The sequence below is a fragment of the Mesorhizobium sp. M4B.F.Ca.ET.203.01.1.1 genome, assembly GCF_004791025.1.
In the GTDB taxonomy this organism is placed as follows: domain Bacteria; phylum Pseudomonadota; class Alphaproteobacteria; order Rhizobiales; family Rhizobiaceae; genus Mesorhizobium; species Mesorhizobium abyssinicae.
Window position 1 is genome coordinate 381,874 of the sequence record NZ_SRUO01000002.1, and the last position, 25,229, is coordinate 407,102.

General features: G+C 66.4%; 25 protein-coding genes. 9 read left to right on the plus strand and 16 right to left on the minus strand.

Annotated elements, in window-relative coordinates:
* Positions 1-306: 306 nt before the first annotated feature.
* On the minus strand, positions 307-846 hold the full coding sequence (locus EN846_RS05160; protein WP_127310597.1) for an Lrp/AsnC family transcriptional regulator: 540 nt from the start codon (positions 844-846) through the stop codon (positions 307-309).
* A gap of 48 nt (positions 847-894) precedes the next feature.
* On the opposite strand from EN846_RS05160, the gene EN846_RS05165 reads away from it, so the two are divergent.
* Together EN846_RS05165 and EN846_RS05170 are read left to right on the plus strand one after the other, a co-directional pair.
* Positions 895-2,085: an MFS transporter gene (locus EN846_RS05165; RefSeq protein ID WP_127310596.1), complete on the plus strand. Its 1,191-nt coding sequence runs from the start codon at positions 895-897 to the stop codon at positions 2,083-2,085.
* Between the two features lie 61 nt (positions 2,086-2,146).
* Positions 2,147-2,575 carry a GNAT family N-acetyltransferase gene (locus EN846_RS05170; RefSeq protein ID WP_127310595.1) on the plus strand — a complete coding sequence of 143 codons (429 nt, stop codon included), beginning with the start codon at positions 2,147-2,149 and terminating at the stop codon, positions 2,573-2,575.
* A 30-nt stretch (positions 2,576-2,605) separates the two neighbouring features.
* On the opposite strand, the gene EN846_RS05175 is transcribed toward EN846_RS05170, so the two are convergent.
* The 9 genes from EN846_RS05175 to murA form a co-directional block, all read right to left on the minus strand.
* On the minus strand, positions 2,606-3,721 hold the full coding sequence (locus tag EN846_RS05175) for an anhydro-N-acetylmuramic acid kinase (RefSeq protein WP_127391398.1): 1,116 nt from the start codon (positions 3,719-3,721) through the stop codon (positions 2,606-2,608).
* Positions 3,722-3,727: 6 nt separating this feature from the next.
* The gene (locus tag EN846_RS05180) at positions 3,728-4,732 is read right to left on the minus strand and encodes a serine hydrolase (protein ID WP_245478318.1); all 1,005 of its coding nucleotides are present in this window, start codon (positions 4,730-4,732) and stop codon (positions 3,728-3,730) included.
* A gap of 106 nt (positions 4,733-4,838) precedes the next feature.
* The gene (locus EN846_RS05185) at positions 4,839-6,587 is read right to left on the minus strand and encodes an ABC transporter ATP-binding protein (protein WP_127391397.1); all 1,749 of its coding nucleotides are present in this window, start codon (positions 6,585-6,587) and stop codon (positions 4,839-4,841) included.
* A complete protein-coding gene (locus EN846_RS05190; protein WP_127391396.1) occupies positions 6,584-7,423 on the minus strand; it encodes an ABC transporter permease in 840 nt (279 codons plus the stop codon). The genes EN846_RS05185 and EN846_RS05190 overlap by 4 nt, the downstream gene beginning before the upstream one ends.
* Positions 7,423-8,382 carry an ABC transporter permease gene (locus EN846_RS05195; protein WP_128346173.1) on the minus strand — a complete coding sequence of 320 codons (960 nt, stop codon included), beginning with the start codon at positions 8,380-8,382 and terminating at the stop codon, positions 7,423-7,425. Before EN846_RS05195 ends, EN846_RS05190 begins: the two co-directional genes overlap by 1 nt.
* Positions 8,383-8,416: 34 nt before the next feature.
* Positions 8,417-9,940, minus strand: coding sequence for an ABC transporter substrate-binding protein (locus EN846_RS05200; RefSeq protein ID WP_127394188.1), 1,524 nt, complete (start codon positions 9,938-9,940; stop codon positions 8,417-8,419).
* Between the two features lie 98 nt (positions 9,941-10,038).
* Positions 10,039-10,962 carry an N-acetylmuramic acid 6-phosphate etherase gene (murQ, locus tag EN846_RS05205; protein ID WP_128346998.1) on the minus strand — a complete coding sequence of 308 codons (924 nt, stop codon included), beginning with the start codon at positions 10,960-10,962 and terminating at the stop codon, positions 10,039-10,041.
* A 184-nt stretch (positions 10,963-11,146) separates the two neighbouring features.
* Positions 11,147-12,037 carry an N-acetylglucosamine kinase gene (locus EN846_RS05210; RefSeq protein ID WP_127394305.1) on the minus strand — a complete coding sequence of 297 codons (891 nt, stop codon included), beginning with the start codon at positions 12,035-12,037 and terminating at the stop codon, positions 11,147-11,149.
* Positions 12,034-13,290: a UDP-N-acetylglucosamine 1-carboxyvinyltransferase gene (murA, locus tag EN846_RS05215; RefSeq protein ID WP_135858497.1), complete on the minus strand. Its 1,257-nt coding sequence runs from the start codon at positions 13,288-13,290 to the stop codon at positions 12,034-12,036. Before murA ends, EN846_RS05210 begins: the two co-directional genes overlap by 4 nt.
* A 133-nt stretch (positions 13,291-13,423) precedes the next feature.
* Here murA and EN846_RS05220 point away from each other — a divergent pair, with 133 nt between their 5' ends.
* The 6 genes from EN846_RS05220 (at position 13,424) to EN846_RS05245 (ending at position 19,204) form a co-directional block, all read left to right on the plus strand.
* The gene (locus tag EN846_RS05220; RefSeq protein ID WP_127393917.1) at positions 13,424-14,281 is read left to right on the plus strand and encodes a MurR/RpiR family transcriptional regulator; all 858 of its coding nucleotides are present in this window, start codon (positions 13,424-13,426) and stop codon (positions 14,279-14,281) included.
* 173 nt (positions 14,282-14,454) lie between these two features.
* The gene (locus EN846_RS05225; protein WP_127393916.1) at positions 14,455-15,144 is read left to right on the plus strand and encodes an SDR family NAD(P)-dependent oxidoreductase; all 690 of its coding nucleotides are present in this window, start codon (positions 14,455-14,457) and stop codon (positions 15,142-15,144) included.
* Positions 15,145-15,369: 225 nt separating this feature from the next.
* Complete coding sequence (locus EN846_RS05230; protein ID WP_127393915.1) at positions 15,370-16,221, plus strand: MetQ/NlpA family lipoprotein; 852 nt, start codon at positions 15,370-15,372, stop codon at positions 16,219-16,221.
* Between the two features lie 83 nt (positions 16,222-16,304).
* Positions 16,305-17,396, plus strand: a complete 1,092-nt coding sequence (locus tag EN846_RS05235; protein ID WP_135858500.1) for a methionine ABC transporter ATP-binding protein — start codon at positions 16,305-16,307, stop codon at positions 17,394-17,396.
* Complete coding sequence (locus EN846_RS05240; protein ID WP_127394220.1) at positions 17,377-18,030, plus strand: methionine ABC transporter permease; 654 nt, start codon at positions 17,377-17,379, stop codon at positions 18,028-18,030. The genes EN846_RS05235 and EN846_RS05240 overlap by 20 nt, the downstream gene beginning before the upstream one ends.
* Positions 18,031-18,187: 157 nt before the next feature.
* A complete protein-coding gene (locus tag EN846_RS05245; protein ID WP_128346436.1) occupies positions 18,188-19,204 on the plus strand; it encodes an isopenicillin N synthase family oxygenase in 1,017 nt (338 codons plus the stop codon).
* Positions 19,205-19,417: 213 nt separating this feature from the next.
* On the opposite strand, the gene hpaH is transcribed toward EN846_RS05245, so the two are convergent.
* Genes hpaH through EN846_RS05270 form a run of 5 tightly spaced genes read right to left on the minus strand, consistent with a single transcriptional unit; the run spans position 19,418 to position 24,039 of the window.
* Positions 19,418-20,221 (minus strand): 2-oxo-hept-4-ene-1,7-dioate hydratase, encoded by an 804-nt coding sequence (gene hpaH / locus EN846_RS05250; protein ID WP_187331223.1) that lies wholly within the window; start codon positions 20,219-20,221, stop codon positions 19,418-19,420.
* A complete protein-coding gene (locus EN846_RS05255; RefSeq protein ID WP_127393934.1) occupies positions 20,218-21,093 on the minus strand; it encodes a fumarylacetoacetate hydrolase family protein in 876 nt (291 codons plus the stop codon). The genes hpaH and EN846_RS05255 overlap by 4 nt, the downstream gene beginning before the upstream one ends.
* A 19-nt stretch (positions 21,094-21,112) precedes the next feature.
* Positions 21,113-22,093 carry a 3,4-dihydroxyphenylacetate 2,3-dioxygenase gene (gene hpaD, locus EN846_RS05260; RefSeq protein WP_127393933.1) on the minus strand — a complete coding sequence of 327 codons (981 nt, stop codon included), beginning with the start codon at positions 22,091-22,093 and terminating at the stop codon, positions 21,113-21,115.
* Between the two features lie 14 nt (positions 22,094-22,107).
* Positions 22,108-23,625, minus strand: coding sequence for a 5-carboxymethyl-2-hydroxymuconate semialdehyde dehydrogenase (gene hpaE / locus EN846_RS05265; protein WP_128346437.1), 1,518 nt, complete (start codon positions 23,623-23,625; stop codon positions 22,108-22,110).
* A 27-nt stretch (positions 23,626-23,652) separates the two neighbouring features.
* Positions 23,653-24,039, minus strand: coding sequence for a 5-carboxymethyl-2-hydroxymuconate Delta-isomerase (locus EN846_RS05270; RefSeq protein ID WP_127392545.1), 387 nt, complete (start codon positions 24,037-24,039; stop codon positions 23,653-23,655).
* A 211-nt stretch (positions 24,040-24,250) separates the two neighbouring features.
* Here EN846_RS05270 and hpaR point away from each other — a divergent pair, with 211 nt between their 5' ends.
* A complete protein-coding gene (gene hpaR / locus EN846_RS05275; protein WP_245478510.1) occupies positions 24,251-24,655 on the plus strand; it encodes a homoprotocatechuate degradation operon regulator HpaR in 405 nt (134 codons plus the stop codon).
* A gap of 60 nt (positions 24,656-24,715) precedes the next feature.
* On the opposite strand, the gene EN846_RS05280 is transcribed toward hpaR, so the two are convergent.
* A complete protein-coding gene (locus tag EN846_RS05280; protein WP_127286813.1) occupies positions 24,716-25,225 on the minus strand; it encodes a flavin reductase in 510 nt (169 codons plus the stop codon).
* Between the last annotated feature and the right edge of the window lie 4 nt (positions 25,226-25,229).

A 25,229-nucleotide genomic window follows, 5' to 3' on the forward strand; every position in this document is an offset into this window, starting at 1 on the left:
ACCCTCGCGGCATGGACATCCGAAGAATCCTCGGTTCCATGCGACTGCCCCGGCACCTACTTAGAGCGCGCCGGCGCGCACCTGCAAGGTGAAACTTTACAGACAAGTTTTCAAGTTTCAACGCGTTATGAGAAATTATTGCATGCGTAAATTTTGTGCAGAAGCGTGTGCAGCTTTCAGTGAGGGTAACGCCTAGAGCCGGATGATTTCAGGTCGAATCGACCTGAAATCTGAATCCGGCTCTAAATCAGAGAAATAGAGCATGATGTCGCCCGAAAACCGCTTCACACTTTTCGGCATCATGCTCTAGTAGACCGGCGTCGCCATATGCCGGGGCGCCGGCCATTCCTGGGTGATGCCGGGCTGCACCGGCCGCTCGAGATACGTCGACAGCACCACATAGCTGCGCGTCGAGGTGACGCCCGGCGTTTCGTAAAGCCGTGACAGCAATCCCTCCAGCGCGCGCGTGTCCTCGGTGCGGACCTTGAGCAGCATGCAGGTGTCGCCGGCCACCGTATGGATCTCCTCGACTTCGGGGAATTCGGACACCGCCATCAGCTCCGGCGTCTTGCCCCAGCCCCTGGTGTCGATATGCACGAAGGCGAGCAGCGGCTTCTTCACCGCTCTGGGATCGATGATCGCCGCCGTGGCGCGGATGGCGCCGCTGCGCTTGAGGCGCTTCACCCGCTCATGCGCCGCCGGCGGCGACAGGCCGACGCGATCGCCGAGCTCGGCGTAGCTGATGGTCGCGTCGTCGACCAGGATGCCTAATATCTTTCGGTCGATAGGGTCGATATCGCGGGTAGGCTGCCTGTTCCGCTGAATGCCATCTGTTTCTTCATCCATATCGGAATTCCTCATTGATGCCGAATTAAATACGGCCATTATGAGCATATGTCGAACAGTGATCAATCAGCAATTCTGGTGGCGGCGCCCCGGCCGCCGATCCCGGCGCTCGCCTATCTCCTGACCGGCTGCATCGCCGTCATCGGTTCCAACTCGCTGGTTCTCGGCCCGATCGCGCCCGCCGTGGCGACCTCGTTCGGGACGAGCGTGCCGGCGGTGATGAGCGCGGCCGCTGCCTTTGGCCTCGGCACCTCGGCCAGCGCGCTCTTCCTTGCCCGCTATATCGACCGGGTGGGCGCGCGCCGCATGCTGCAGGGCGCATTGCTGCTGCTGGCGCTGGCCCTGGTCGCCAGCGCGCTGGCACCGACGGTGACGGCGCTGGTCGCGGCCCAGCTGGTCGCCGGCATCGCCGCCGGCGTCGCCATGCCGGCGATCTACGCGAGTTCGGCGGCGATCGCGCCGCCCGGCCGCGAAAGCGGCACCATCGGCGTCGTGCTGACCGGCTGGACGCTCTCCATGGTGGCCGGCGTCTCGCTGTCGGCCGTGCTTGCCGATCTCGTGCACTGGCGCGCCGTCTTCGCCGCCGTCGCGCTCCTGGCCGCGACCGCCGTCGTCGGCCTGACAATGAGTTCGCTGCGCGACAGCAAGAAAAGCGGCCCGGCGCCTTCGCCGCTCGGCGCCCTCGCCGTTCCCGGCATCCTGCCGCTGCTGATCGCCTGCGGCGCCTTCATGACCGCCTTCTACGGCGTCTACGGCTATCTCGGCGATCACCTTCACCAGGGCCTCGGCGAGCCGGTCAGCGCCAATGGCCTGGCGGCACTCGCCTATGGTTTCGGCTTTGGCGCGGCGGCACTGCTCGACGGCGTCATCGACCGCCTCGGCGCCCGGCGCGTCATGCCGTTCGCCTATCTGCTGGTGGCGGCCGTCTATGTCGCCATGGCCACCGCCAGCGGCAGCTTCGGCCTGCTCATGGCGACGATCGCCCTCTGGGGCCTTGCCAACCATTTCGGGCTGAACGTCCTGGTGATGCGCCTGACCGCGCTCGACCCCACGCAGCGCGGCACCATCATGGGCCTGAACAGCTCCGTCACCTATCTCGCCGTCTCCATCGGCACCGCCGGCTTCGGCCCGCTCTATACGAGCCTCGGCTTCGCCAATTGCGCCGTGATCGCGGCCCTGCTGATGCTGGTCGCCGCTTCGGCGGCGGCATGGCGCTCGGCAGGCACTGCCCAGCAGTAAGCTTGCGTCCCTGTTCGGTCCTTCGCTAAGGCTGGCAAATGGAACCGAACTGGACGAAGCGATGAAGACGACGCTTGAGACCACCGCCGATCCTTCGGCGCAGGAACTCGCCTTCCTCGGCGAGCAACTCACGGCCTTCAACGACGCCGATGTCGGCGCCTCGGGCCGAAAGGCGCTCGCCGTCTTCGTTCGCGACGAGGCTGGCAAGGTCGTCGCCGGCATCTCCGGCTACACCGCCTGGGGCTGGCTCTTCGTGCAATGGCTGTGGGTCGACGAGAGCCTGCGCGGCCAGCACATGGCGGGCCAGATGCTGCAGGCGGCCGAACAGGAGGCGGTGGCGCGCGGCTGCCACGGCGCCTGGATCGACACCTTCAATCCCAAGGCGGCGAGGGCCTATGAGCGCCAGGGTTACCAGCGGTTCGGCACGCTGCCCGATTTCCCCATCGGCCGCAGCCGCATCTTCCTGCAGAAGAGCCTGACTGCCGCCTGATCGGCGGTCCGGAATTGCGTCAACCAAAACCTACCCGGCGAGCTTCCCGCCGCGCATCGGCTGCGGCACGCCGGTCGTGCTCGGAAAACTGATCGGCAGGCCGCGCAGCACCCGCACCGCCAGGAACGCAAAACACTCCGCCTCGACCGCGTCGCCCTTCCAGCCCAGCGTCTCGGCTTGCACGGCCTCGACGCCGGAACGGCTGGCGAGCATCGCCATCATCGTCGGGTTGTGGCGGCCGCCGCCGCTGACCACCAGCCGTTTCGGCCGATGCGGCAGAAGGTCGAGCGCCTTGCCGACGGCGGCGGCGGTGAAGGCGGTCAGCAAGGCTGCGCCATCCTCGGCGCCGAGGCCTTCGGCCATCGCGGCGGTGAAGTCGAAACGGTCGAGCGATTTCGGATAGGGCTTGGTCAGATAGGGATGTTGCAGCAGCCTTGCGAGCCGCGCCTCGTCCACCGTGCCGGCGCGCGCCAGCGCGCCGTCGCGATCCATGTCGCCAAGCCCCTTTGCCTTGATGAAATCGTTGAGCGGCGCGTTGGCCGGTCCGGTGTCGAAGGCGACGACATTGTCCTTGCCGTCCCACCAGGTGATGTTGGCGACGCCGCCGAGATTGAGCACCGCCATGTCGCCGTTGGCATCCGCCGCGCGCAGCAGCGCGGTGTGATAGGCGGCCGCCAGTGGCGCGCCCTGTCCGCCGGCGCGCATGTCGGCCGAGCGGAAGTCGTAGGCGACCTTGGTTCCGAGGATAGAGTGCATCAGCTCGCCGTCGCCGAGCTGGCGGGTCTGGCCGAGCCGGCCGGTCTCCGGCGCGCGATGCAGCACCGTCTGGCCGTGGAAGCCGACGACGCCGATATCGGCCATGGTCAGGCCATGGCCTTCGACAAGGTCCTTCACGGCCGCCGATTGCGCGCGCGTCAGCGCCTCCTCGGCCTCGCGGAAGATCGCCGGTTCCGGTCCGGTGAAGTTCCACGCGCGCGCCTTCAGCAGCGTCTCCTCCAGCAGGGTACGGATCGATTGCGAGTAGGGCGCCAGCGCATAGGTGCCGAAATCGGCGATCCGCTCGCCGTCGGTCCTGATCAGCGCGACGTCGATATTGCCGTCAAGCACGGTGCCGGTCATCAGGCCGACGGCCCAGATTGGTTGCATGGGTTGCTAGTCCTCGTTGATCCGATCGCCGACAGCCTGGCGAAGCGCGGCGATTCCGCTGTTGAAATGACGTGTCGGATGGATCCGGTTGGTGAGCAAGGTCCAGGCCCTGCCTTTGTCGAAGTCGATCCACAGCCCGGTGCCGGTGAAGCCGGTATGGCCGATCGTGCCGGGGCTGCAGAGCCCGCCGCCGGACCAGCCTTCGTAAGGGCGTTCCCAGCCATGGGTGCGGGTGGCCGACAGCGGCGCCCGCATCAGCGCGATCGAGGCCGGCGAGGCGCCGGTGCCGTCGAGCAGCCCTTGCGCGAAATCGAGGACCGAGGCAGCCGTGCCGAACAGGCCGGCATGGCCGGCGCCCTCGAGCGCCGAGCAATTGTCGTCATGCACCTCGCCTGAGAGCACGCGGTGGCGCCAGGTGCAGTCTTCCGTCGCCGCCGCCTGGTCCGGCGCGGCCGAGAAGGCGAAGCCCGGACCGGGATCCATGGCGCGGATCCTCTTGCCCGACAGGCGCTCCATCGCGAAGCCGAGCAGGATGAAGTTGATGTCGGAATAGACCGGCATGCCGGCCTGCCATTCGCGCTGCAGGATGAAGGCGCGCAAGAGGTCGGGATCGCGGCCATAGGTGTATATGGGCGCGACGGCCGGAAACGGCGTCTGGTGGCCGAGGCACTGGCGAAACGTTACCTTTCGCTCCCACGCCTTCTCGTCATATTGGCGCAGGTCCGGCAGCGCCGAGATCAACGGCGTGTCGAGGTCGATGACGGCATCCTCCGCCAGCTTGAGAATGCGCGGCGTGGTGAAGATGACCTTGGTCAGGGAGGCGAGATCGAACCAGGTTCCTTCATGCATGGGCCTGGGTTCGGGCACGCGTTGGGCGAGGCCTGTTGCACGCACAACGCGGGCGCCGCCGCGCTCGACAATCCCTAACACGCCGCCCGGAATGCGGCCCTCGTTCACCGCGGTTTCGAGCGGCGCGAAGGCGTGAGTGAAGAGCTCGGCGAGGGCGGTCAATATCGGCCTCCATCGGAGAGGCAGCGATCCGTCCCACACCCCTCTGGCCGGCAGGCCGGAGGGGAGTGCTGTCCCGCCAAGCCTGCGCATCTTTGAGCGCTATCCTTCACCCCTCGATCCTCACTCTGTGATCCGACCCAAACACATCCCACTTTGCTGGCCCCGGTTCAAACCCCAGCGGCCGCACCAGCGACGGCACTTGCCGCGTGTCCAGTTCGAAACGCTGGCGCCGCCGCTCGATGGTCGGCACCGCCGCGATGAGCTTCTTCGTGTAGGCATGCCTGGGCGCCGACAGCACCGACTTCGCATCGCCGATCTCGACGATCTGGCCGGCATAGATCACGGCGATCCGGTGCGCGATGCGTTCCACCACGGCCATGTCGTGCGAGATGAACAGATAGGCCAGGCCAAATTCGCGCTGCAGGTCGACCAGAAGCTCCAGCACCCGAGCCTGTACCGAGACGTCGAGCGCCGAAACCGCTTCGTCGAGCACGACGACGGACGGGTTGAGCATCAACGCGCGCGCTATGCACAGCCTTTGCCGCTGACCGCCGGAGAATTCGTGCGGATAGCGCTCCAGGCTGTTTTCCGGCAGGCCGACGCGCTTCAGCAGCGTCGTCATCCTCGCCCGCGTCTCTGCATTCACGCGGCCGCCGCTGGCGATCACCGGTTCGGCGAGGATGCTCTCGATCGTCAGTCGGGGATTGAGCGAAGCATAGGGGTTCTGGAACACCATCTGGATCGGCAGTGCGCTCTGCCCGGCGGCGGCCTTGCGGACGCTGGCCGAAAAGCTGCCGCGCGTCGAGCGCACCAGGCCTAGCACCGCGCGGGCCGTGGTCGACTTGCCGGAGCCGCTCTCGCCGACAATGGCCAGCGTCTCGCCCGGCATCAGCTCGAAATCGACGCCGTCGACGGCATGCACTGCGCCGGTGGCGCGCCCGAACAGGCCGCTCCTGACCGGATAGCGCACGGCAAGCCCGTCGACCTTGAGCGCCGGCTCGGCGTCAGGCGCCTTCTCGCGCCGCCCGTCCGAACGCGTTGCCTTGCCGCTGGCGAAATGCGGCACGGCGTGCAGCAAATGCTGCGTATAGGCATGCCGCGGATGGTCGAGGATCTGGTTCAGCTCGCCCTGTTCGACGGCCTGTCCGTTCTGCATCACCATCACCTTGTCGGCGATGCCGGCGACGAGGCCGATATCGTGGGTGATGAAGATCATCGACATGTCGGTCTCGCGCTTCAGCTCGGCCAGCAGCGCCATGATCTGCGCCTGCACCGTCACGTCGAGCGCCGTCGTCGGCTCGTCGGCGATCAGCAGGCGCGGATTGCAGGCAAGCGCCGTGGCGATCATCACCCGCTGCAGCATGCCGCCGGAAAGCTGGTTCGGCGTGTATTTCAGCCGCCGCGCCGCATCGGGGATGCGCACCCGGTCGAGCGCATCCTTGGCCGCGGCAATCGCCTGGCGGCCGGTCAGGCCGCGATGCAGGCGGAACGATTCCGCGATCTGCGTGCCGATGCTCAGCACCGGGTTGAGCGAGGTCATCGGCTCCTGGAAGATCATGCCGATCTCGGCGCCGCGGATCTTCGTCAGTTGCGGTTCGGCCGCCCCTGCCAGATCGAGCACGCCGCCGTCGCCGCGCCTCAGCCGGATCGAGCCGCCGGTGATCTTGCCGCCGCCGAAGTCGACGAGCCGGTTGATCGACAGCGCGGTGACCGACTTGCCGGAGCCGCTCTCACCGACGATGGCGAGCGTTTGGCCGTCGGCGAGATCGAAGCTCACGCCACGGACAACTTCATTGGCCTCGGCCTTGCGGCCGAAACCGACGCTGAGATCGGATACGGAAAGCAGCGGGATCACGCGATCGCCCTCCGCATCTTCGGATCGAGAATGTCGCGCAAGGCGTCGCCCAAGAGGTTGAAGCCGAGGATGCTGATCATGATGGCGATGCCCGGGAAGATCATCAGCCACGGCGCCGTTTCCATAAGATTGCGGCTGTCGCTCAGCATCAGCCCGAGCGAGGCGGCGGGCGGCTGCGTGCCGAGGCCGAGGAAGCTCAAGCCCGCTTCGGTGAGCAGCGCCCAGGCCAGCGCCAGCGTGACCTGGACGGTCAGCGGCGCGACCAGATTGAGCAACAGGTGCCTGGTCAGGATGTAGCCCGAGCTGCTGCCGAAGGTGCGCGCGGCATCGACGAATTCGCGCGCCTTGAGCGACAGCGCCGGGCCGCGCACCACGCGCGTGAAGATCGGCGTGTAGACGATGCCGATGGCAAGCACGCTGGTCCAGGTGCCGGGGCCGGCGACGGCGACGATGAGCAGTGCCAAGAGGATCGCCGGGAAGGCGAGCAGCACGTCCATGATCCGCATCAGCAGGCCGTCCCAGCGTCGCCCGAACCAGGCCGCCGCCAGGCCGAGGACGGTGCCGGCGAGCGTGGCGAAAGCCACCGAGAAGAAGGCGACGGTGAAGGACTGGCCGATGCCCGTCATCAGCCGGCTCGCGACGTCGCGGCCGAACAGGTCGGTGCCCATCCAGTAGGCGGCGCTTGGCGCATGCAGCCGGTCGACACGGTACTGTGTCAGCGGATTGTGCGGCGTCAGCCCAAACAGGCCAAGCATGGCAAGCAGCAGATAGAGCCCGACGATGAAACCGCCGATGCGGCCGCTGGTATGGGCGAAGATGGCTTTGAGGATGCGCATCAATTTTCCCCCAGTCGGATGCGCGGATCGAGCGCGGCATAGGCGAGGTCGACCAGGAGATTGACGATCATGAAGTTGAAGGCGATGAACAGCACGCATCCCTGCACCAGCGCGTAGTCGCGCTGCAGGATCGCGTCCAGCACCAGCCGTCCGAGGCCGGGCAGCGCATAGATCTGCTCGACGATGACGGCGCCGCCGAGGAGATAGCCGAATTCGATGCCGCTCAGCGTCACCACCGGGATCAGCGCATTGGGCAAGGCATGGCGCCAGATGACGCTGCGCGCCGAGGCGCCCTTGCTGCGGGCGGTGCGCACATAGTCGTCGCTCAAGACGTCGAGCATGGCCGAGCGCGATATACGGGTGACCGAGGCGGCGAAGGCGAAGCCGAGCGTGATGGCGGGCAGGATCAACTGGCCGAGATTGCGCAGCGGATCCTGCCACAGCGGCGCGAACTCGCCCATCGCCGGCAGCACGCCGAAACCGGCCGACAGCGTGTAGATGATCAGCAGCGCCAGCACGAAATTCGGCGTCGACTGGCCGATCATGGCGGCGATGCGCACGCCGAGGTCGGAGAGTTTCTCGTTGCGCGTGGCGGCGAAGACGCCGGCGGGCACGCCGACCACAAGCGCGATCAGCATCGACAGTAGCGCCAGCTCGAGCGTCAGCGGGAAGCGCTCGAGGATGACATCGAGCACCGGCCTGCCATAGGTCGTCGAAATGCCGAGATCGCCGTGCAGCAAGCCGAGCAGCCAGCGCCCGTACTGGACGAACCAGGGTTGGTCGATGCCGAAATAGGCGGCGAGCGCAGCGCGCTGCTGCGGCGTCAAAAGCCCCGCCTCGGTGCCCAGCATCGCCGTGATCGCGTCACCCGGAACCATCCGGATGGCGACGAACACGACGATGGAGACGCCGATCAAAACGAGAGGAAACACCGCCAGGCGTCTGAGCAGATAGGTCACGCGAAGAACACCTCTCGCCCGCTCGCTTCGGCCGCTACTGCTGGATCGTGACCTTGCTCAGGCTGAACAGCGTGCCGGTTGGCGTTGGCACGAATCCCGCGACATTCTTCTGCTGCGCCGTGTAGCTGTAGGAGGTGTAGAGCCAGATCCACGGCGAAACCTCGGCGATGTGCTTTTCGAACTCGGCGAAGATGGCCTTGCGCTTTTCCGGATCGGTCTCGGCGCGGCCCTTCTGCATCTGGCTGTCCAGCGTGTCGTCGATGTAATTGGCCACCTTCTGCAGATTGCCGGCCTTGGTCCAGTAGCGGTTGTACATTGTGTAGGGGTCGGCCCTGCCGCCATTGAGCGCCACCGCCATGTCGAAATCGCCCTTCAGCCAGGCGTCGACATAGACGTTGAGCTCCATCATCTTGATGTCGAGCTTGACGCCGATCTCGGCCAGCTGCGACTGGATGACCTGAGCTTCCGCCGCCGCCGTCGGCGGCTCGCCGTTGGCGCCGATCACGGTCGCCGAAAAGCCGTCGGCAAAGCCGGCTTCGGCCATCAGCTTCTTCGCCTTCTCGACGTCGCGCTTGTAGCAGAACAGCTGGCCGGGATCGGTGGCCATCGAGGGAATGGTCAGCGGCCCGGTCACCTTGCCCTCGCCGAGCGAGGCGGTGTCCAGCACCTCCTGCCGGTCGATGGCGCAGGAGATCGCCTGCCGCACCTTCAGCTCGGTCATCGGCTTGCGCGACGGGTTGAGCTGCAGCACGTGATAGGCAAGCACCGGCACGCGGTTGAGCTGCAGGCTGGCTTCCTTCGGCACCAGCGTGGCGACCAGCGGGTCGTTGAGCAGCGCGAAGTCGATCTGCTTGGTGCGCATCGCCGCCAGGATCGCCGTCTCGTCCGGCAGCACGCTGATCTCGATGCCGTCGACGCCGGTGGCGCCGCCGGCCCAGTCCTTGTTGGCGCTGAGCACTTCCTTGGCATTCGGATCCCATTTGTCGAGCTTGAACGGGCCGGAGCCGATCGCCTTGGTGCCGATCGAGCCGGCGGCGATCTCGCTGGCCGGAACGATGGCCGCGTTTACGTCGCTCATCGCCGTCAGCAGCGGCACGTCCGGCTGCGACAGGTGGAAGACGACGCTCGCCGGATCGGGCGTGTCGATGCTGGCGATCGACAGGAAATTGGCGCGGGCAGCCGCCCCGGTCTTCTCGTCGAGGATGCGCTCGAACGAGGCCTTCACGTCGGCCGAGGTGACGGCGGCGCCGTTCTGGAACTTGGCTTTCGGGTTGAGCTTGAAGCTCAGTTCCTTGCCGTCGGCCGAGAACTGCCAGCTATCGGCGATCGCCGGCACGATCTTCAGGCTGGCATCGACCCTGACCAGCGGTTCATAGACCAGCTCCAAGAGCCTCAGGGACGAAAAGGCGGTCTGCTTGTGCGGGTCGAGCCCGGTGGCATCCTGCGCCCAGGCCATGTGCAGCGTCGCGGCACTTGCCTCCAACGGCGCGGCGGCGATGCCGACCAGCGCAGCAAGCGCCATGCCCGAAACCAGTTTCCTCGTCAGATGCTTGACCATTGTCGTCTCCCATTTCGCTCGACCTTGCTTTGCAATTCCGCGGACCGCTTCAAAGGGGCAGGCGCCCCGGACTGTCGGCCCAGTTTTCTCGTGCGGCTTCACGCCGTCTTTTCGCTGATCGCCTTGCGCAGGAACCCTCCCGCCTTGCCGAGCGCCTCGCGCGCATCTTCCACGCCCATGCCGGTAATCACCATCAGGATCGCCAGCTTCACGTCCTTGCCCGTCGCCTCCAGCGCCTGCCGTGCCTGCTGCGCCGTGCAGCCGGTCGTCTGCATGATGATGCGGACGGCCCGCGCCACCAGCTTCTTGTTGGACGGATTGAGGTCGACCATCAGGTTCTGGTAGCTCTTGCCGATGCGGATCATGCTGGCGGTGGTCAGCATGTTGAGGACCAGCTTCTGCGCGGTGCCCGACTTCAGCCGGGTCGAGCCGGTAAGCACCTCCGGACCGACGACCGGCGAGATGGCGATGTCGGCAATGCCGGCAATGGTCGAGCGCGGATTGCAGGACAGCGCCACCGTCGTCGCGCCCACGTCCTTGGCGTAGTTGAGCCCGCCAATGACGTAGGGCGTGCGGCCGCTGACGGCGATGCCGACCACCACGTCGTCGGCGGTGAGGACGATATCCCGCAGGTCCTCCGCGCCCTGCTTCGGATCGTCCTCGGCGCCTTCGGCGGCGCGCACCAGCGCTTCGGCACCGCCGGCGATGAGGCCGATCACCATATCTTCGGGAACGCCGAAGGTCGGCGGGCATTCGGAGGCGTCGAGGACGCCCAGCCGGCCGCTGGTGCCGGCGCCGATATAGATCAGCCGAGCGCCCTTCTGGAAGGCTTGCACGATCCGGTCGACGGCCATCGCTATCTCCGGGATGACCTTGTCGACGGCGGCGGCGACGCCCTTGTCCTCGTCATTGATCCGGCGCAGCACGTCGGCGGTGGGCAACAGGTCGATGTCCATCGTGCGCGGGTTCCGGTCCTCGGAAACCAACCGCTCCAGCTCGGACATCAAGCCGTGTTCGCTCATCCGCTTGCTTTCAAACGCTGCCTTTTGGCAGGGAATCTGATGCAGCACCGGACGCCGACCAGTGCCGCGGTCGCGGCATTGGCGCTCATATTTGTGGCCGGTTCTGCTTCGTTAACTTTTTAGAATTGAATATTCGCAGTGTCAACGACAGAATGGAATAGAATATTCCTATCGACGAGACGCGTCAGCGACCGGCGAGGGACCTTTTGGCCAGGATGATCGCCCCTGAAACCGCGTCGCCGTCGGCGGGCTTCAGACGCCGGCGCACGTCGGGCGCGAGCCACGGCTCGAGCGGGCTGGACAGGCCCCCGAGCAGCGTCACCCGCGGCGCGCCCTTGTCGAACAGCACCCGCACGAAAGTGTCGACCTGCTCGGCCGCGCTCTGCACGATCCGCCGCCCGGCCGCGTCGCCCTGGTCGGCATGGCGGATCACCATCGGCGCCAGCGCCGCGTAGTCGGTGGCGCTGGCGCGGTCCATCCAGGCGACGGCCTCCATCGGATCGTCCTTGAAGCGCTGCATGACTTCGGCGAGCAGCGCCGTCCGCTCGTAGCGTCCGTCATGGGCGCGCAGGGCAAGCCGCACCGCCTTCAGGCCGAGATCGGCGCCGCTGCCTTCGTCCGAGATCGGAAAACCGTAGCCGCCGACGCGCAGGTCGCGCCCATCGACGAAGCCGAGTCCGATCGAGCCGGTGCCGGCAATGACAATGGCGCCGTCCTGGCCCGAATGCGCGCCAAGGCAGGCCCCGACCCCGTCGCTGACGAAAGCGATGCTGGCGAAAGGATGCGCGATCGCCTTGAGCGCCTCCAGCGCACCCTTGCGGCCGATGCCGGCGAGGCCGATGCCGGCGCGGATCCGGGCGATCTCCGCCGGCCCGAAACCGGCCTCGTCGATCGCCGCGCCGAAGGCCCGCGAGACGGAGCTCCAGGCGGGCTCGATGCCGAGCCGCGTCGTCGCCGGGCCGGACAGGCCTTGCCCGAGAACGGTTCCCGCCTCGTCCTCGATGCGGGCCCGGCAGCCGGTGCCGCCGCCGTCGACGCCGAGGAAGAAATACGGCGAGCCCGCGTCGACGCTCATCTGCTGATCCGCTCGATCTCGGCGCCGCAGAGACGCAGCTTGCGGTCGAGCTGCTCATAGCCGCGGTCGAGATGGTAGACGCGGTTGATGATCGTCTCGCCTTCCGACACCAGCGCCGCCAGCACCAGCGAGACCGAAGCGCGCAGATCCGTCGCCATCACCTGGGCGCCTCGCAGCTTTTCGCCGCCGCGCACCAGCGCCGTCGTGCCCTGCAGCTTGATGTTGGCGCCGAGCCGCGTCAGCTCCGGCACGTGCATGAAACGGTTCTCGAAGATCGTCTCGCGCAACAGCGAGGCGCCGTCGGCACAGCACATCAGCGCCATGAACTGCGCCTGCAGGTCGGTCGGAAATCCCGGATAGGGCTCGGTGGTGACGTCGACCGCCTTGAGCGGTCCGTCGCGCGACACGATCAGCCCACGATCGCCTGGCCAGATTTTCACCCCGGCGGCCTCCAGCAATTGCACCACCGATGCCATGTGCTCCAACCTGGCATGGGTGAGCTCAAGCTGGCCGCCGGTGATGGCCGCCGCGACCGCATAGGTGCCAGCCTCGATGCGATCGGGGATGATGTCATGCGTGGCGGCTCGCCAGCTGGTGCCGCCCTCGATCAGGATGCGGTGCGTGCCGGCGCCCTCGATGCGCGCGCCCATGGCGTTGAGGCAGGCGGCAAGGTCCGCCACTTCCGGCTCGCGCGCCGCGTTGAGGATCTCCGTCTCGCCCTTGGCCGTCGTCGCCGCCATCATCGCCGTTTCGGTCGCGCCGACCGAGGGCGAGCTGAGCACGATGCGCGCGCCCTTGAGGCCGTTCGGCGCCGAGGCGACGATCGATCCGCCTTCGATGCCGATTTCGGCGCCGAGCGCGGCGAGCGCCGCGACATGCATGTCGACCGGCCGGGCACCGATGGCGCAGCCGCCCGGCAGCGACACCCTGGCATGGCCGAAGCGGGCAAGCAGCGGCCCCAGCACCAGGACGGTGGCGCGCATTTTTCTGACCGTATCATAGGACGTTTCCGCCGAAACGGCGGCACCGGTGTCTATCGTCGCCGCGTGCGCGGACCTGGTGACCGCGGCGCCGTGAAGGCCGACGACGCCCAGCATGTTCTCGACGTCGGTGACGGAAGGCAGGTTGGTCAGCTGCAGCGGATAGGGGCTGAGCAGTGCCGCCGCGATCTGCGGCAGCGCCGCGTTCTTGGCGCCCGAGATCGTCACCGCGCCCTCGAGCCGCTTTCCGCCGATGATCCGCAATTTGTCCATGCCGACTCCCGGTTCGATCCGCTTCCATTGACACTCGATCGACCATTCTTGGCTGTCAATTGAAATTGGAATAATTTATTCCATGGCATTGCCAACCGCGATGGGCGGCTGGTGACCAGCGCAAGGGAACTCGATGTCCGTCCTGAAGAAGATCGAGGCCAAGCTCGAGACGATGGCGCAGGGCGATCGCGAGATCGGCCGCTACATCGTCGACAATCCCGACCAGATGCTGCGCCTGTCGACGGCGGCGCTCGCGGCCGAGATCGGCCGCAGCCAGTCGAGCGTCGTCAAGTTCAGCCAGAAGCTCGGCTATGCCAGCTATCAGGAGCTGAAGCTTGCCGTCAGCGAGGCCAAGGCGCAGGAATGGCAGGTGCCGGCCGGCGTCATCCACGGCTCGATCGAGGTCGGCGACAGCCATCAGGTCATCCTCAAGAAGCTGATCGGCAGCAAGCTTCTGTCGATGCAGCAGACCGTTGCCGCCAACAGCGAGCGGATCCTTTCCCGGGCGCTGGACCTGCTCGATGGCGCGCGCCGCATCCATCTGGTCGGCGTCGGCGCCTCCTCGCTGGTGGCACGCGATTTCTCCTACAAGCTGATGAAGCTCGGCCGCAATGTCCTGCACGACAGCGACAGCCACATCCAGATGGCCAATGTCTCGACGCTTGGGCCGGATGACGTGCTGTTCGCGCTCTCCCATTCCGGCGCCAGCATCGAAACCTTGCGCATCGCCGAGCTTGCCCGCAAGCGCGGCACCACCGTGATCGCCGTCACCGGCCTGCACGACAATCCGCTGAGCCGCGTCGCCAACATCCGCCTCTACACCATCGCCGACGAGGAGCGCGCCCGTTCCTCCTCGATCACCGCGCGCGACGCGCAGCTGACCCTGACCGACCTTCTGTTCCTGCTGCTGGTGCAGCGCCAGCCCGACGCCAACGACCATATCCACAACAGCGAGGCGGCGGTCTCGGTGCTGAAGGCGGAACGGTCCTAGGAAGTCGTGCAACCCGGGTTGAGCCAGGCCGTTCGGATTTGCATGCCAGCTTCTTGCGAGGCAGGCCTTTGGTATCCACGTCCTCCTGACGCAGGCACCGGAGCAGGCCTTCTTGCCTCTTGTCGTCGAAGGCGCGACGCTGCAGGCGGAAAGACGTTTGCAAGGAGGACAACATGGCAACCGATGTCGCGGTGATCGCAGGGGCGGGGCAGGGCTTGAGCGCCTCGCTGGCGCGTCTCCTGACCAAGGAAGGCTTTCGGGTGGTGCTGGCCGCGCGCAACACCGGCAAGCTCGCCTCGCTGGTCGAAGAAACCGGCGCTCTGGCCGTGGAAACCGACGTCGCCGATGCTGCGTCGGTGGCCAGGCTGTTCGAGGCCGCCGACAAGGCGGGCCCTCTTGCGCTTGCCGTCTTCAACGCCAGCGGACGCACGCGCGGACCGATCGCCGAGCTCGACCCGGACGCGGTGAAACAGGCGCTGCTGGTGGGCGCCTATGGCGGCTTCCTCGTCGGCCAGCAGGCGGCGCGGCGGCTGCTGGCGCGCGGTTCCGGCTCGATCCTGTTCACCGGCGCCACCGCCAGCCTCAAGGGTTTTTCCGGATCGGCCGGTTTCGCCATGCCGAAATTCGGCCTGCGCGGACTGGCGCAGTCGATGGCGCGCGAGCTCAGCCCAAAGAACATCCACGTTGCGCATTTCATCATCGACGGCCAGATCGAGCCGCCCGGACAGGCGACCGAGCCGGACCGGCCGGATCGCCGCCTCTCGCCGGACGCGATCGCCGAGACCTATCTCGCTGTCCACCGCCAGCACCGCAGCGCCTGGAGCTTCGAGGTCGAGCTCAGGCCCTGGGTCGAGACGTTCTGACTTCCCGATCATGGCCGCGCCGCCGATTCCAGGCGGCGCCTCCCGCCGCTCACCCGCACCCCGGCGGGCGTGCTCGCTGTCGTGAAATCTTTGAGAGAATATTTCCTGCTCTGTTCCTGAGAAGAAAAGCAGTTCTTTGATCGGACGCCCAGCATTGCCGATGCTGTCATCAAGGCTTCGCATTCCGCCAAGCCGAAACGATTTCAGGATCGCAAGGAAAGAACCATGTCCGGACACGGCAACGCTTCAAAAACTCTCTTTACGTCAATCACCAGGCGCGCCGGACTTGCGGCGCTTCTTGCCTCGGCGCTTGCCGTTGTCGGCCTCACAACGCCGACGCCCTCCTTCGCCGAGGACAAGAAGGCGATCAAGGTCGGCATCATCAGCGGCGAGGACGAGGATGTCTGGCGCGTCGTCGTCGCCCAGGCGGCCGAGAAAGGCCTCACCATCGAGACCGTCGTCTTCAACGACTACACCCAGCCGAACGAGGCGCTGGAACGCGGCGAGATCGACGCCAACGCCTTCCAGCACAAGCCCTATCTCGACAACCAGATCAAGACGCAAGGCTATCACATCGTCCCCGTCGGCTATACCGGCGTCTGGCCGATCGGCCTCTATTCGAAGAAATACACCAAGGTCGCCGACCTGCCGGAAGGCGCCGTCATCGGCCTGCCCAACGATCCGTCCAACGAGGGCCGCGCCCTGCATGTGCTGCTGAACGAGGGCGTGATCAAGCTGAAGGACGGCACCGGCATCCTGGCGACCACCGCCGACATTTCGGAAAACCCGAAGAAGGTCGCCATCAAGGAACTCGATGCCGGCATCGTTGGCCGCTCGGTCGAGGATCTCGACGCCGCCGTCGTCAACACCGACTGGGCGTTGAAGAGCGGCCTCGGTCCCGACAACCGCATTGCCCAGGAGCCGGTGGCCGACAATCCCTACCGCAACTTCATCGCCGTCAAGGTCGGCAGCGAGAACGAACCCTGGGTGAAGACGCTGGTCGCGTCCTACCAGAACGAAACGGTGAAGGCCGAATTCGACAAGGTCTACAAGGGCACCGGCATCAGCGCCTATTGATCGGCGCCTGGCTTGCAGCAGCAGGCGGCCCGCTGTTCGGCGGGCCGCCATCGCGTTTGCGGATCGCTGAAACGGAAACAAAGATGAACCAGCATGTCACGGCCGAAGTGGCCGATCCGGCGCACAGCCCTCCGGCAGATCGGGAAGATGTCGTCCGCCTCGTCGACCTGAAGCGGCGCTTTGGCGCGACGCCGGCGCTCGACGGCGTCTCGCTGGCGGTGCGCAAGGGCGAGATACTGGGCATTATCGGCCGCAGCGGCGCCGGCAAGTCGACGCTGATCCGCTGCCTGAACGGGCTGGAGCGCCCGGATACCGGCGAGGTCGTCATCGAGGGCCGCGAGATCGGCCGGCTCGGCGAGCGCGAACTGCAGCCGCTGCGCCGCCGCATCGGCATGATCTTCCAGCATTTTAATCTGCTCTCGGCCAAGACCGTCGAGGACAATGTGGCGCTGCCGCTCAAGATCGAGGGCCGGCCCAGGGCCGAGCGTCTGGCGCGCGCGACTGAACTGCTGGAACTCGTCGGCCTGTCGGAGAAAGCAAAAGCCTATCCGGCCGCGCTGTCGGGCGGCCAGAAGCAGCGCGTCGGCATCGCCCGGGCGCTCGCCGCGCGCCCCGCGCTGTTGTTGTCCGACGAGGCGACCTCGGCGCTCGACCCGGAGACGACGCGCTCGATCCTCGCGCTGCTCAAGGACATCAACCGGCGGCTCGGCCTCACCATCCTGCTCATCACCCACGAGATGGAGGTGATCCGCTCGATCGCCGACCGCGTCGCGGTGATCGATGCCGGGCGGATCGTCGAGGAAGGCCCTGTCTGGTCGGTCTTCGCCGATCCGAGGTCCGAGATCACCAGGAGCCTGCTCGGCGGCATCCGGCCGCAGCTGCCTGATGAGATCGCCAGCCGGCTCGCTCCGGCAGGCGGCGGCGAGACGATCCTGAGGATCGATGTCGCGGGCGAGGCCGCGCGCGGCCCGCTGCTGTCGGACCTCGCCACTGCGGTGCCGGGACCGTTTCGCCTCGTCCATGGCGGCATCGATCATGTCCAGCAGCAGCCCGTCGGCACGCTGTTCCTCGCCGTGCCCGGCAACGATGCAAAGCATCTGTTGGAAGTCATTGCGTTCCTGAAGACCCGCGAGGCGCGGGTGGAGGTGCTTGGCCATGTCGCCGGTTCTGTTTGAGCTTCTCATCCGTTCGATCTGGGAAACGGTGCTGATGACCGGTGCCTCCGGCCTCATCTCGCTGGTCTTCGGCCTGCCGCTCGGCCTGGCGCTGGTCGCCACCGATCGCGGCGGCATCGCCGAAAGCCTGTGGGTGAACCGCGCCCTCGCTGCGGTCATCAACGGCTTCCGCTCCGTTCCCTTTATCATCCTGCTCGTCGCCTTGATCCCGGTCACGCGGCTGATCGTCGGCACCTCGATCGGCACCTGGGCGGCTATCGTGCCGCTGTCGATCGCCGCCACGCCCTACTACGCGCGCATCGCCGAAGTGTCGCTGCGCGAGGTGGACCACGGACTGATCGAGGCGGCGCGCGCCATGGGCGGCAACCGCTGGACGATCATCCGCGAGGTGCTGGTGCCGGAGGCGCTGCCGGGCATCGTCGCCGGCTTCACGGTGACCCTGGTGACGCTCGCCGGCGCCTCGGCCATGGCCGGCGCCATCGGCGCGGGCGGGCTTGGCGATCTCGCCATCCGCTACGGCTACCAGCGCTTCGAGACCAGCGTCATGGTCGCCGTGGTCATCGTCCTGATCATCCTTGTCTGCGGCATCCAGTGGGCGGGCGACCGGCTGGTCGCCAGGCTGGATCGACGCTGATGATGGCAGGGCCGGAAGTTCTTTGCCCGCCGACAGCGGAATGCAGCGCCGGCTTTGCGTCATTCGCGCCGAGATTGGATCGTGCGTTGCTTGGGTCAGGGCCGCGCGCATGGCATCGTGGGGTGGGGTCGCACACTGCCGCGAAAGGAGCCTGACCATGGCCAGAATCATTCCCGTGCTCGATCTCGACCGCCTCGACCAGGGCGCCTCGGAACGGCGGACCTTTCTGTTCGACCTGCGCACGGCCGCGCGCGACGTGGGCTTCTTCTATCTCTCCGGCCACGGCATATCGGCTTCTGAAATCTCCGACGTGCTCGATGCCTCGCGGCGGTTCTTCGCCTTGCCGGAGGCCGACAAGCTGGCGATCGAAATGGTCAAATCCTCGCAGTTCCGCGGCTATACGCGCGCCGGCGGCGAGCTGACCAAGGGCAAGGCCGACTGGCGCGAGCAGCTCGACATCGGCGTCGAGCGGCCGACGATCGCGCAGGGGCCGGGCATTCCGGCCTGGACGCGGCTGCAGGGGCCGAACCAGTGGCCGCACGCCCTGCCGGAGCTGAAACCGGCGCTGCTTGCCTGGCAGAGCAAGGCGACCCAGGTGGCGATCCGCCTTCTCAAGGCCTTCGCGCTCTCGCTCGACCAGCCGGAAGACGCCTTCGATGCGATCTATCGCGACGAACCCAACCATCGCATGAAGATCGTGCGCTATCCCGGCCGCGACGCCACCGGCGACGACCAGGGCGTCGGCGCGCACAAGGACGGCGGCTTCCTGACGCTGCTGCTGCAGGACGAGAACAAGGGGCTGCAGGTCGAGTACAACGGCAATTGGGTGAATGTCGACCCGATCCCGCAGACGCTGGTGGTCAACATCGGCGAGCTGCTCGAACTGGCCTCGAACGGCTATCTGCGGGCAACGGTCCATCGCGTGGTGACGCCGCCGCCCGGTGTCGAGCGCATTTCGGTGCCGTTCTTCTTCAGCGCCCGGCTCGACGCGACGATCCCGCTGCTCGACCTGCCCGAGGACCTGGCGGCGGAGGCGCGCGGTCCGGCAAGCGACCCCGACAATCCGCTGTTTCGCGACGTCGGGACCAATGTGCTGAAGAGCCGCCTGCGTTCCCACCCGGATGTGGCGCGCCGGCACTATGCCGATCTGCTGGAGGCGGCAGCGGCTGGCTGAGGCCGCGGTCCTGCTTGCGCGATATTATTTCGCGGTTCGGCTGATATTTGGAATTCTGTTCGTCGCAAACTTGCCGGTCAAAGCCCACATAGGACTCATCGTTCGGCGTTCTCCTCCCATTGCGCCGAACGGTGTTCCCCTCTGAAGGTTTGACCTTCATTTCTGGCCGGGCTGCATTCGCGTCCGGCCTTTTTTCTTTCGGGATGGGCGCTGTCAGGCGAAGGCGATGCGGATGGTTCCGTACGGGCCGAAATCGGCGGCTATCTGGTCGCCGTGCCGGCATTCCACCGGCCGGATGAAGGAGCCGGACAGCACCACCTCTCCGGCGGAGATGCGCATGCCGTACTGATGCAGACGGTTGGCGAGCCAGGCGATGCCTTTCGCCGGATGGTCGAGCACGCCGGCGCCAAGCCCGGTCTCCTCGACCTCGCCATTGCGCGACACGATGGCGCCGATCCAGCGCAGGTCGGCCTCGCGCGGCCCGGCCCAGCGGCCGCCGACGACGATGCCGGCATTGGCGGCATTGTCCGAGATGGTGTCGAAGAAGGTGCGGATCCTGCCGGTCTCCTTGTTCATCCGCTCGATGCGGGTGTCGAGGATCTCCAGCGCCGGCGTGATATGGTCGGTGGCGTCGAGCACGTCGTCGACAGACACGTCCGGGCCGGCGAGCGGCGCCTTCATGACGAAGGCGATCTCGGCCTCGATCCGCGGCTGGATGAAGCGGCCGGCCGGAACCGTGGCGCCGTCCTCGAAGAACATGTCGTCGAACAGAATGCCCGAGTCTGGAATGTCGATGCTGAGCGCCGACTGCATCGCCTTCGAGGTCAGGCCGATCTTCCAGCCCTTGATCGCCAGCCCCGACGCCACCTTGCGCTTCACCAGCGCCGCTTGCACCCGGTAGGCGTCGTCCATGGTCGCTTGCGGAAAGTCGAGGCTGAGCAGCCTGATCTGCCGGCGCTCGCGCTCGGCCTCGAACAGCCTCGCCGCGGCATCCTCGACCTGCGCTTCCGTCATCATCGGCCAGCTCCTTCGTCGACCACGCCGTTGCGGAGCAGGCCGATGCCGTCGGCCTCGACCTCGATGACGTCGCCCGGCTTCAGCCAGATCGGAGGGTCGAAGCGGGCGCCGGCGCCGGTCGGCGTGCCGGTGACGATGATGTCGCCGGGCACCAACGTGGTGAAGGTCGAGATGTAGGCGATGATCTTGCGGAAGGAAAAGATCATGCGGCCAGTGCGGTCCTGCTGGCGGACCTCGCCATTGACGCGCGTGGTGAGCGAGATGTCGGCGATCTGCGCCTCGTCGGTGAACGGCACCAGCCACGGGCCGATCGAACCGGAACGGTCGAAATTCTTGCCTTGCGTGACGTTGAACTTGGCGTGGCGCACCCAGTCGCGGAGCGTGCCCTCGTTGCACAGCGACAGCGCCGCGATATGGCCGAGCGCTTCGGCCTCGGCGATCCGCCTTCCGGCCTTGCCGATGACGATGACGATCTCGCCCTCATAGTCGAGCTGCGGCGATTCCGGCGGCCGCACCAGCGGCGCGCTATGGCCGACGAAGGAACGCGGGAAGCGGATGAACAGCGACGGGTTGGAGGGCGCGGCCTGTCCGTCCTTGTACTCCTCGTTGCGGTCCGGAAAATTGACGCCGACGCAGATGATTTTTTCCGGGGAGGGGATCGGGATCTCGTAGGCGATGTCCTCAACCTTGAAGTCGGGCGCGAAGGCATCCGCCTCCTCCGCCAGCCGGCGCAACGCGCCGGCCTCGATCACCTCGCGCAGCGTCGGCCATTGGGTGTGGCGCGCCGAAAGGTCGACGACGCCCTTGTCGGTGATCGCGCCGTAGCGCGTCTTGCCGCCGACGGTGAAAGTGGCGAGGCGCGCCGCGCTCATGCTGAAACTCCGCACACAGTTAGGGCGCCACGATTGGCGACGCCGCCAGATCGGACAGACGCGGCTTCACCCCGGCAAAGACGCTGCCTTCCTCGAACCAGCTCTTCGGCGCCGGCGCGCCCCAAAGCGTCTGGCGCTGCGGATCCTTGAGGTCCCATTTGATCGGCTCCAGATCGGGGTCGACCGTCTGGTAGTCGGAGCAATAGATCTCGATGCGATGGTTGTCCGGATCGCGGATGTACAGAAAGAACGCGTTGGAAATGCCGTGCCGGCCGGGGCCTCGCTCGATGTTCGGCAGCCAGCCGGTGGTGGCCATCAGGTCGAGCAGGTCGATGATGTTGAGCGGCGTCGGCACCCAGAAGGCGACGTGATGCAGGCGCGGGCCGAGGCCGTTGGTGAAGGCGATGTCGTGCACGCCGCCCTTGCGATGCGTCCAGGCGGCCCACAGCCTGCCGGTCTCGCCATCCTCGGTGTATTCGGTCACGCGGAAGCCGAGCTCGTTGTAGAACGCGACCGATTGATCGACGTTCGGCGAGAAGCAGTTGAAATGGTCGATGCGCAGCGGCTTCACGCCCTTGTAGAGCGCGTATTTCTGATGGATCGGCGGCAGCCGCTCCATCTTCGAATAGAACTCGAGCGGGATGCCGTGCGGATCGCGGGTGCGGAAGGTGCGCGACTGGTAAGGGCGCTCCACCCACTCCACCGGTAGGCCCTTGCCGTCGAAGAAATGCGCGGCCTTGTCGAGGTCCTCATCGGAAAAGACCTTGAAGCCGAGGTCGCGCGCTTCCGCGACCGGGCCTTTCCTGAGCACGATGCAGTGATGGCCGCGTTCTTCCAGCGCGCGCAGATAGATCGCGTCGCTGGTCTCGTCGGTCACCTGCAGGCCGAGCGTGTCGACATAGAACGCGCGGGACTTCGCCAGATCCGTGACGGCGAGCTCGACGTGGCTGAGCCGTACGATGTTGAAAGCCGGGTAGAGGTTGGGTTGGGGCAGGGGCATCTTTGGGTCTCCGGTCAGCCGCCGAGCTTCTGGATCGAATGCGGCGCCGTGGCGAACGCGATGTTCTTGGTTTCCATGTAGAAATCGAACGACCAGTCGCCGCCGTCGCGGCCGATCCCCGAACTTTTCACGCCGCCGAACGGCGTCGGCAAATGCCGCACATTCTCGGAGTTGACCCAGATCATGCCGGCCTCGAGCGCGTCGGTGAAGCGGAAGGCGCGGGTGACCTCGGAAGTCCAGAGATAGCCGGTCAGGCCGTATTGCGTGTCGTTGGCAAGCGCCAGAGCCTCCGCCTCGTCCTTGAACGAGATCGCGGTCAGCACCGGCCCGAAGATCTCCTCCTGGGCGATGCGCATTGTGTTGGTGGCGCCGGTAAACAGCGTCGGGCTGACATAGCAGCCGCCGCCCGGGCCGTTGAACTTGCCGCCGCCGGCGGCGACGACCGCGCCTTCCGACTTGCCGATATCGATATAGGACAGGACCTTTTCCTCATGCACCGGATGGATCAGCGGACCGACCACGGTTTCGGGATCGAGCGGATGGCCGACCCTGATGCGCTTGGCCTTCTCCGCCACCAGCGCCGTGAACTTGTCGTAGATGCCTTCCTCGACCAGCAGGCGCGACGATGAGGTGCAGCGCTCGCCGTTGAGCGAATAGATCATGAAGACCGCGGCGTCGGCGGCGCGTTCGAGATCGGCGTCGGCGAAGACGATCACCGGGTTCTTGCCGCCAAGCTCGAAATGCACGCGCTTCAGCGTTTCAGCGCCCTGGCGCATGATCATCGAGCCGGTGCGGCTTTCGCCGACGAAGCCGATCGCCTTGATGTCGGGGTGCTCGGTCAGCGCGCGGCCGGCGTCCTCGCCGAAGCCGTTGACGAGGTTCCAGACGCCCTTGGGCAGGCCGGCCTCCTCGGCGATCTCGACCAGCAGGCGCGCGGTCAGCGGCGACAGTTCCGCCGGCTTGTGGACGATGGTGCAGCCGGCGGCCAGCGCCGGCGCGATCTTCCAGGTCGACAGCATGAACGGCGTGTTCCACGGGGTGATCACGCCAACCGGACCGATCGGCGCGCGCGTCGTCATGTTGACCTGGTTCGGCGCGCGGATGGTCTGGCCGTCGCGGGCTTCGGGCGCGCGGTCGCCATAGAAGCGGAAGTTCTCGGCGCCGCGCAGCGCCGCCTTGGCCATGAACTTCAGCGACTGACCGGTGTCCATGCATTCGACGAAGGCGATCTCCTCGGCGCGCGCGACGATGGCGTCGGCGATCCTGTGCAGCAGCTTCTTGCGGGTATCGCCCGATATCGCCGCCCACTCCTTGAAGGCGGCCTTCGCCGCCTTGGCGGCACGGTCGATGTCGGCGGCCTTGCCGCGCGCCACCGTGGCGATCGGCTTCAGATCGATCGGCGAGATCGTCCCATAGGTCGAGCCGTCGGCGGAAGGCACCGCCTCCCCGCCGATCTGGTTGAGCACGCCGTGCTTCCTGAAGCGTTCCAGATAAGCCTCGGCCTTGCGCAGATTGTCGTCCAGTGCCGCCATGGGTCTTTCCTGTTTTCTAGCGCTCAGTCACTTGCCGCGAAGCCGCGGGTGGATGGCGTTCTTCTTCCAGCTGAGTTCGGCGTCGATTTCGCGGATTTCCAGGGAGAGCGCGAAATGCGGCGTCGCGAACAGCGTCGCCAGATGCTCGGACACCGCCGCGAAGATCGCTTCGCCTGCGCTCTTCTTTTCCGCCGCGCTGCGGCCCTTGCCGATACGGAAGTTCATGTCGATGAAGCCGTTCTCGGGCAGGCGGTCGGCGATCGCATAGGCCTCGGCGCGGAAGGCGCGCACCCGGACGGCACCTTGTTCGAACAGGCCGGTTTCGAGGATGGTCCGCGAGACCAGCTCGCAGAGCGCGCCCATGTCGACCTTCGCGTCGAGATTCGCGGAATATTCGATCGCCATATGGGGCAAAGGTTCCTCCACCTTTTAATTAACATGTGAATTACATCTTGACGATCGAATGTCAAGCGTCGTTCTCTGTGTCCCGGCGGCGGGATTGCCGCTCCCGACAAAATCGCGGATATAGCTGCGATCGGGGTGCTAATAATACTGCGACTCGTACTGGATTGGATTTTTCGGAGACCTGATTTTGCTACCACCGAGCACTCGTCGCTCCCTGCCGATGGCTCTGCTTCGCGCTCGCGAGGTGATCATGGCGCATTTCCGGCCGATGCTTGCCCGCCACGACATCACCGAGCAGCAATGGCGCGTGCTGCGGGTGCTTGCCGAGACCGGTCCGCTGGAAGCGACCGAACTCGCCAACCGCGCCTCGATCCTGCCGCCCAGCCTCACCCGCATCATCAAGGCGATGGAAGAGCGCGAATTCATCACCCGCAACAAGGTCAAGGACGACGGCCGCCGCGCGCTGCTCGCCATCAGCCCGGCCGGCCTTGCGCTGATCGAGGACCTGGCACCGGAGCGCATCGCCATCTACGACGCGATCGAAAAGCGCTACGGCGCCGAACAGCACGAGCGCCTGCTCGACATGCTGGAAGGCCTGATCCAATCGGAGTCGACGGAGGGGTGAAGGTCGCGCGGGACTTCCCTTCTCCCACAACAAGGGGAGAAGGGAAGGCACCGCCGCTCCTCACCCTCCGAAACTGCCGACAGCGCTCGGCTGCATGTAGTTGCGGCCGACATAGAGCAGCGCCGCCTCGTCGCTGCCGTGGCGGATGTCGACGACGCGGCCGAACATCACATTGTGCGTGCCGACCTTGTTCACCGCGCCGATCTCGCAATCGAAGCTGACGATGGCGTCGAGCAGCGCCGGCATGCCGGACGGCAGTGTCTGCCAGCGCGCGGCTTGATAGCGCTCGGCCATGTCGCGGATCGCGCCGGCGAACTTTCCCGCCAGATGCATGTGCGACTGGGTGAGAACGTTGACGCAAAAGCGCTGGTTGGCGAGGAACAGGCCGGTCTGCGCCGAGCGCTCGTTCATGCACACCAGCAGCGTCGGCGGATCGTCCGAAACGCTGCACATGGCGGTGGCGGTGAATCCGCCGCGCCCCGCCGGGCCGTCCGTGGTGACGATGTTGACCGGCGCGCAGACCCGCGCCATGGCGTCACGGAATTCCAGCCTCGAGACCTGCGCCTCCATGGCC

Coding starts and splice junctions, on each gene's coding strand:
- EN846_RS05280 (WP_127286813.1), bottom strand. CDS start 25,225: ATGGAGGCGCAGGTCTCGAGGCTGGAATTCCGTGACGCCATGGCGCGG.
- hpaR (WP_245478510.1), top strand. CDS start 24,251: ATGGCTCTGCTTCGCGCTCGCGAGGTGATCATGGCGCATTTCCGGCCG.
- murA (WP_135858497.1), bottom strand. CDS start 13,290: ATGGACAAATTGCGGATCATCGGCGGAAAGCGGCTCGAGGGCGCGGTG.
- EN846_RS05170 (WP_127310595.1), top strand. CDS start 2,147: ATGAAGACGACGCTTGAGACCACCGCCGATCCTTCGGCGCAGGAACTC.
- EN846_RS05165 (WP_127310596.1), top strand. CDS start 895: ATGTCGAACAGTGATCAATCAGCAATTCTGGTGGCGGCGCCCCGGCCG.
- hpaE (WP_128346437.1), bottom strand. CDS start 23,625: ATGGCGGCACTGGACGACAATCTGCGCAAGGCCGAGGCTTATCTGGAA.
- EN846_RS05175 (WP_127391398.1), bottom strand. CDS start 3,721: ATGCAACCAATCTGGGCCGTCGGCCTGATGACCGGCACCGTGCTTGAC.
- EN846_RS05200 (WP_127394188.1), bottom strand. CDS start 9,940: ATGGTCAAGCATCTGACGAGGAAACTGGTTTCGGGCATGGCGCTTGCT.
- EN846_RS05160 (WP_127310597.1), bottom strand. CDS start 846: ATGGATGAAGAAACAGATGGCATTCAGCGGAACAGGCAGCCTACCCGC.
- EN846_RS05255 (WP_127393934.1), bottom strand. CDS start 21,093: ATGAGCGCGGCGCGCCTCGCCACTTTCACCGTCGGCGGCAAGACGCGC.
- EN846_RS05240 (WP_127394220.1), top strand. CDS start 17,377: ATGTCGCCGGTTCTGTTTGAGCTTCTCATCCGTTCGATCTGGGAAACG.
- EN846_RS05225 (WP_127393916.1), top strand. CDS start 14,455: ATGGCAACCGATGTCGCGGTGATCGCAGGGGCGGGGCAGGGCTTGAGC.
- EN846_RS05210 (WP_127394305.1), bottom strand. CDS start 12,037: ATGAGCGTCGACGCGGGCTCGCCGTATTTCTTCCTCGGCGTCGACGGC.
- EN846_RS05245 (WP_128346436.1), top strand. CDS start 18,188: ATGGCCAGAATCATTCCCGTGCTCGATCTCGACCGCCTCGACCAGGGC.
- murQ (WP_128346998.1), bottom strand. CDS start 10,962: ATGAGCGAACACGGCTTGATGTCCGAGCTGGAGCGGTTGGTTTCCGAG.
- EN846_RS05230 (WP_127393915.1), top strand. CDS start 15,370: ATGTCCGGACACGGCAACGCTTCAAAAACTCTCTTTACGTCAATCACC.
- hpaD (WP_127393933.1), bottom strand. CDS start 22,093: ATGCCCCTGCCCCAACCCAACCTCTACCCGGCTTTCAACATCGTACGG.
- hpaH (WP_187331223.1), bottom strand. CDS start 20,221: ATGATGACGGAAGCGCAGGTCGAGGATGCCGCGGCGAGGCTGTTCGAG.
- EN846_RS05190 (WP_127391396.1), bottom strand. CDS start 7,423: ATGCGCATCCTCAAAGCCATCTTCGCCCATACCAGCGGCCGCATCGGC.
- EN846_RS05220 (WP_127393917.1), top strand. CDS start 13,424: ATGTCCGTCCTGAAGAAGATCGAGGCCAAGCTCGAGACGATGGCGCAG.
- EN846_RS05235 (WP_135858500.1), top strand. CDS start 16,305: ATGAACCAGCATGTCACGGCCGAAGTGGCCGATCCGGCGCACAGCCCT.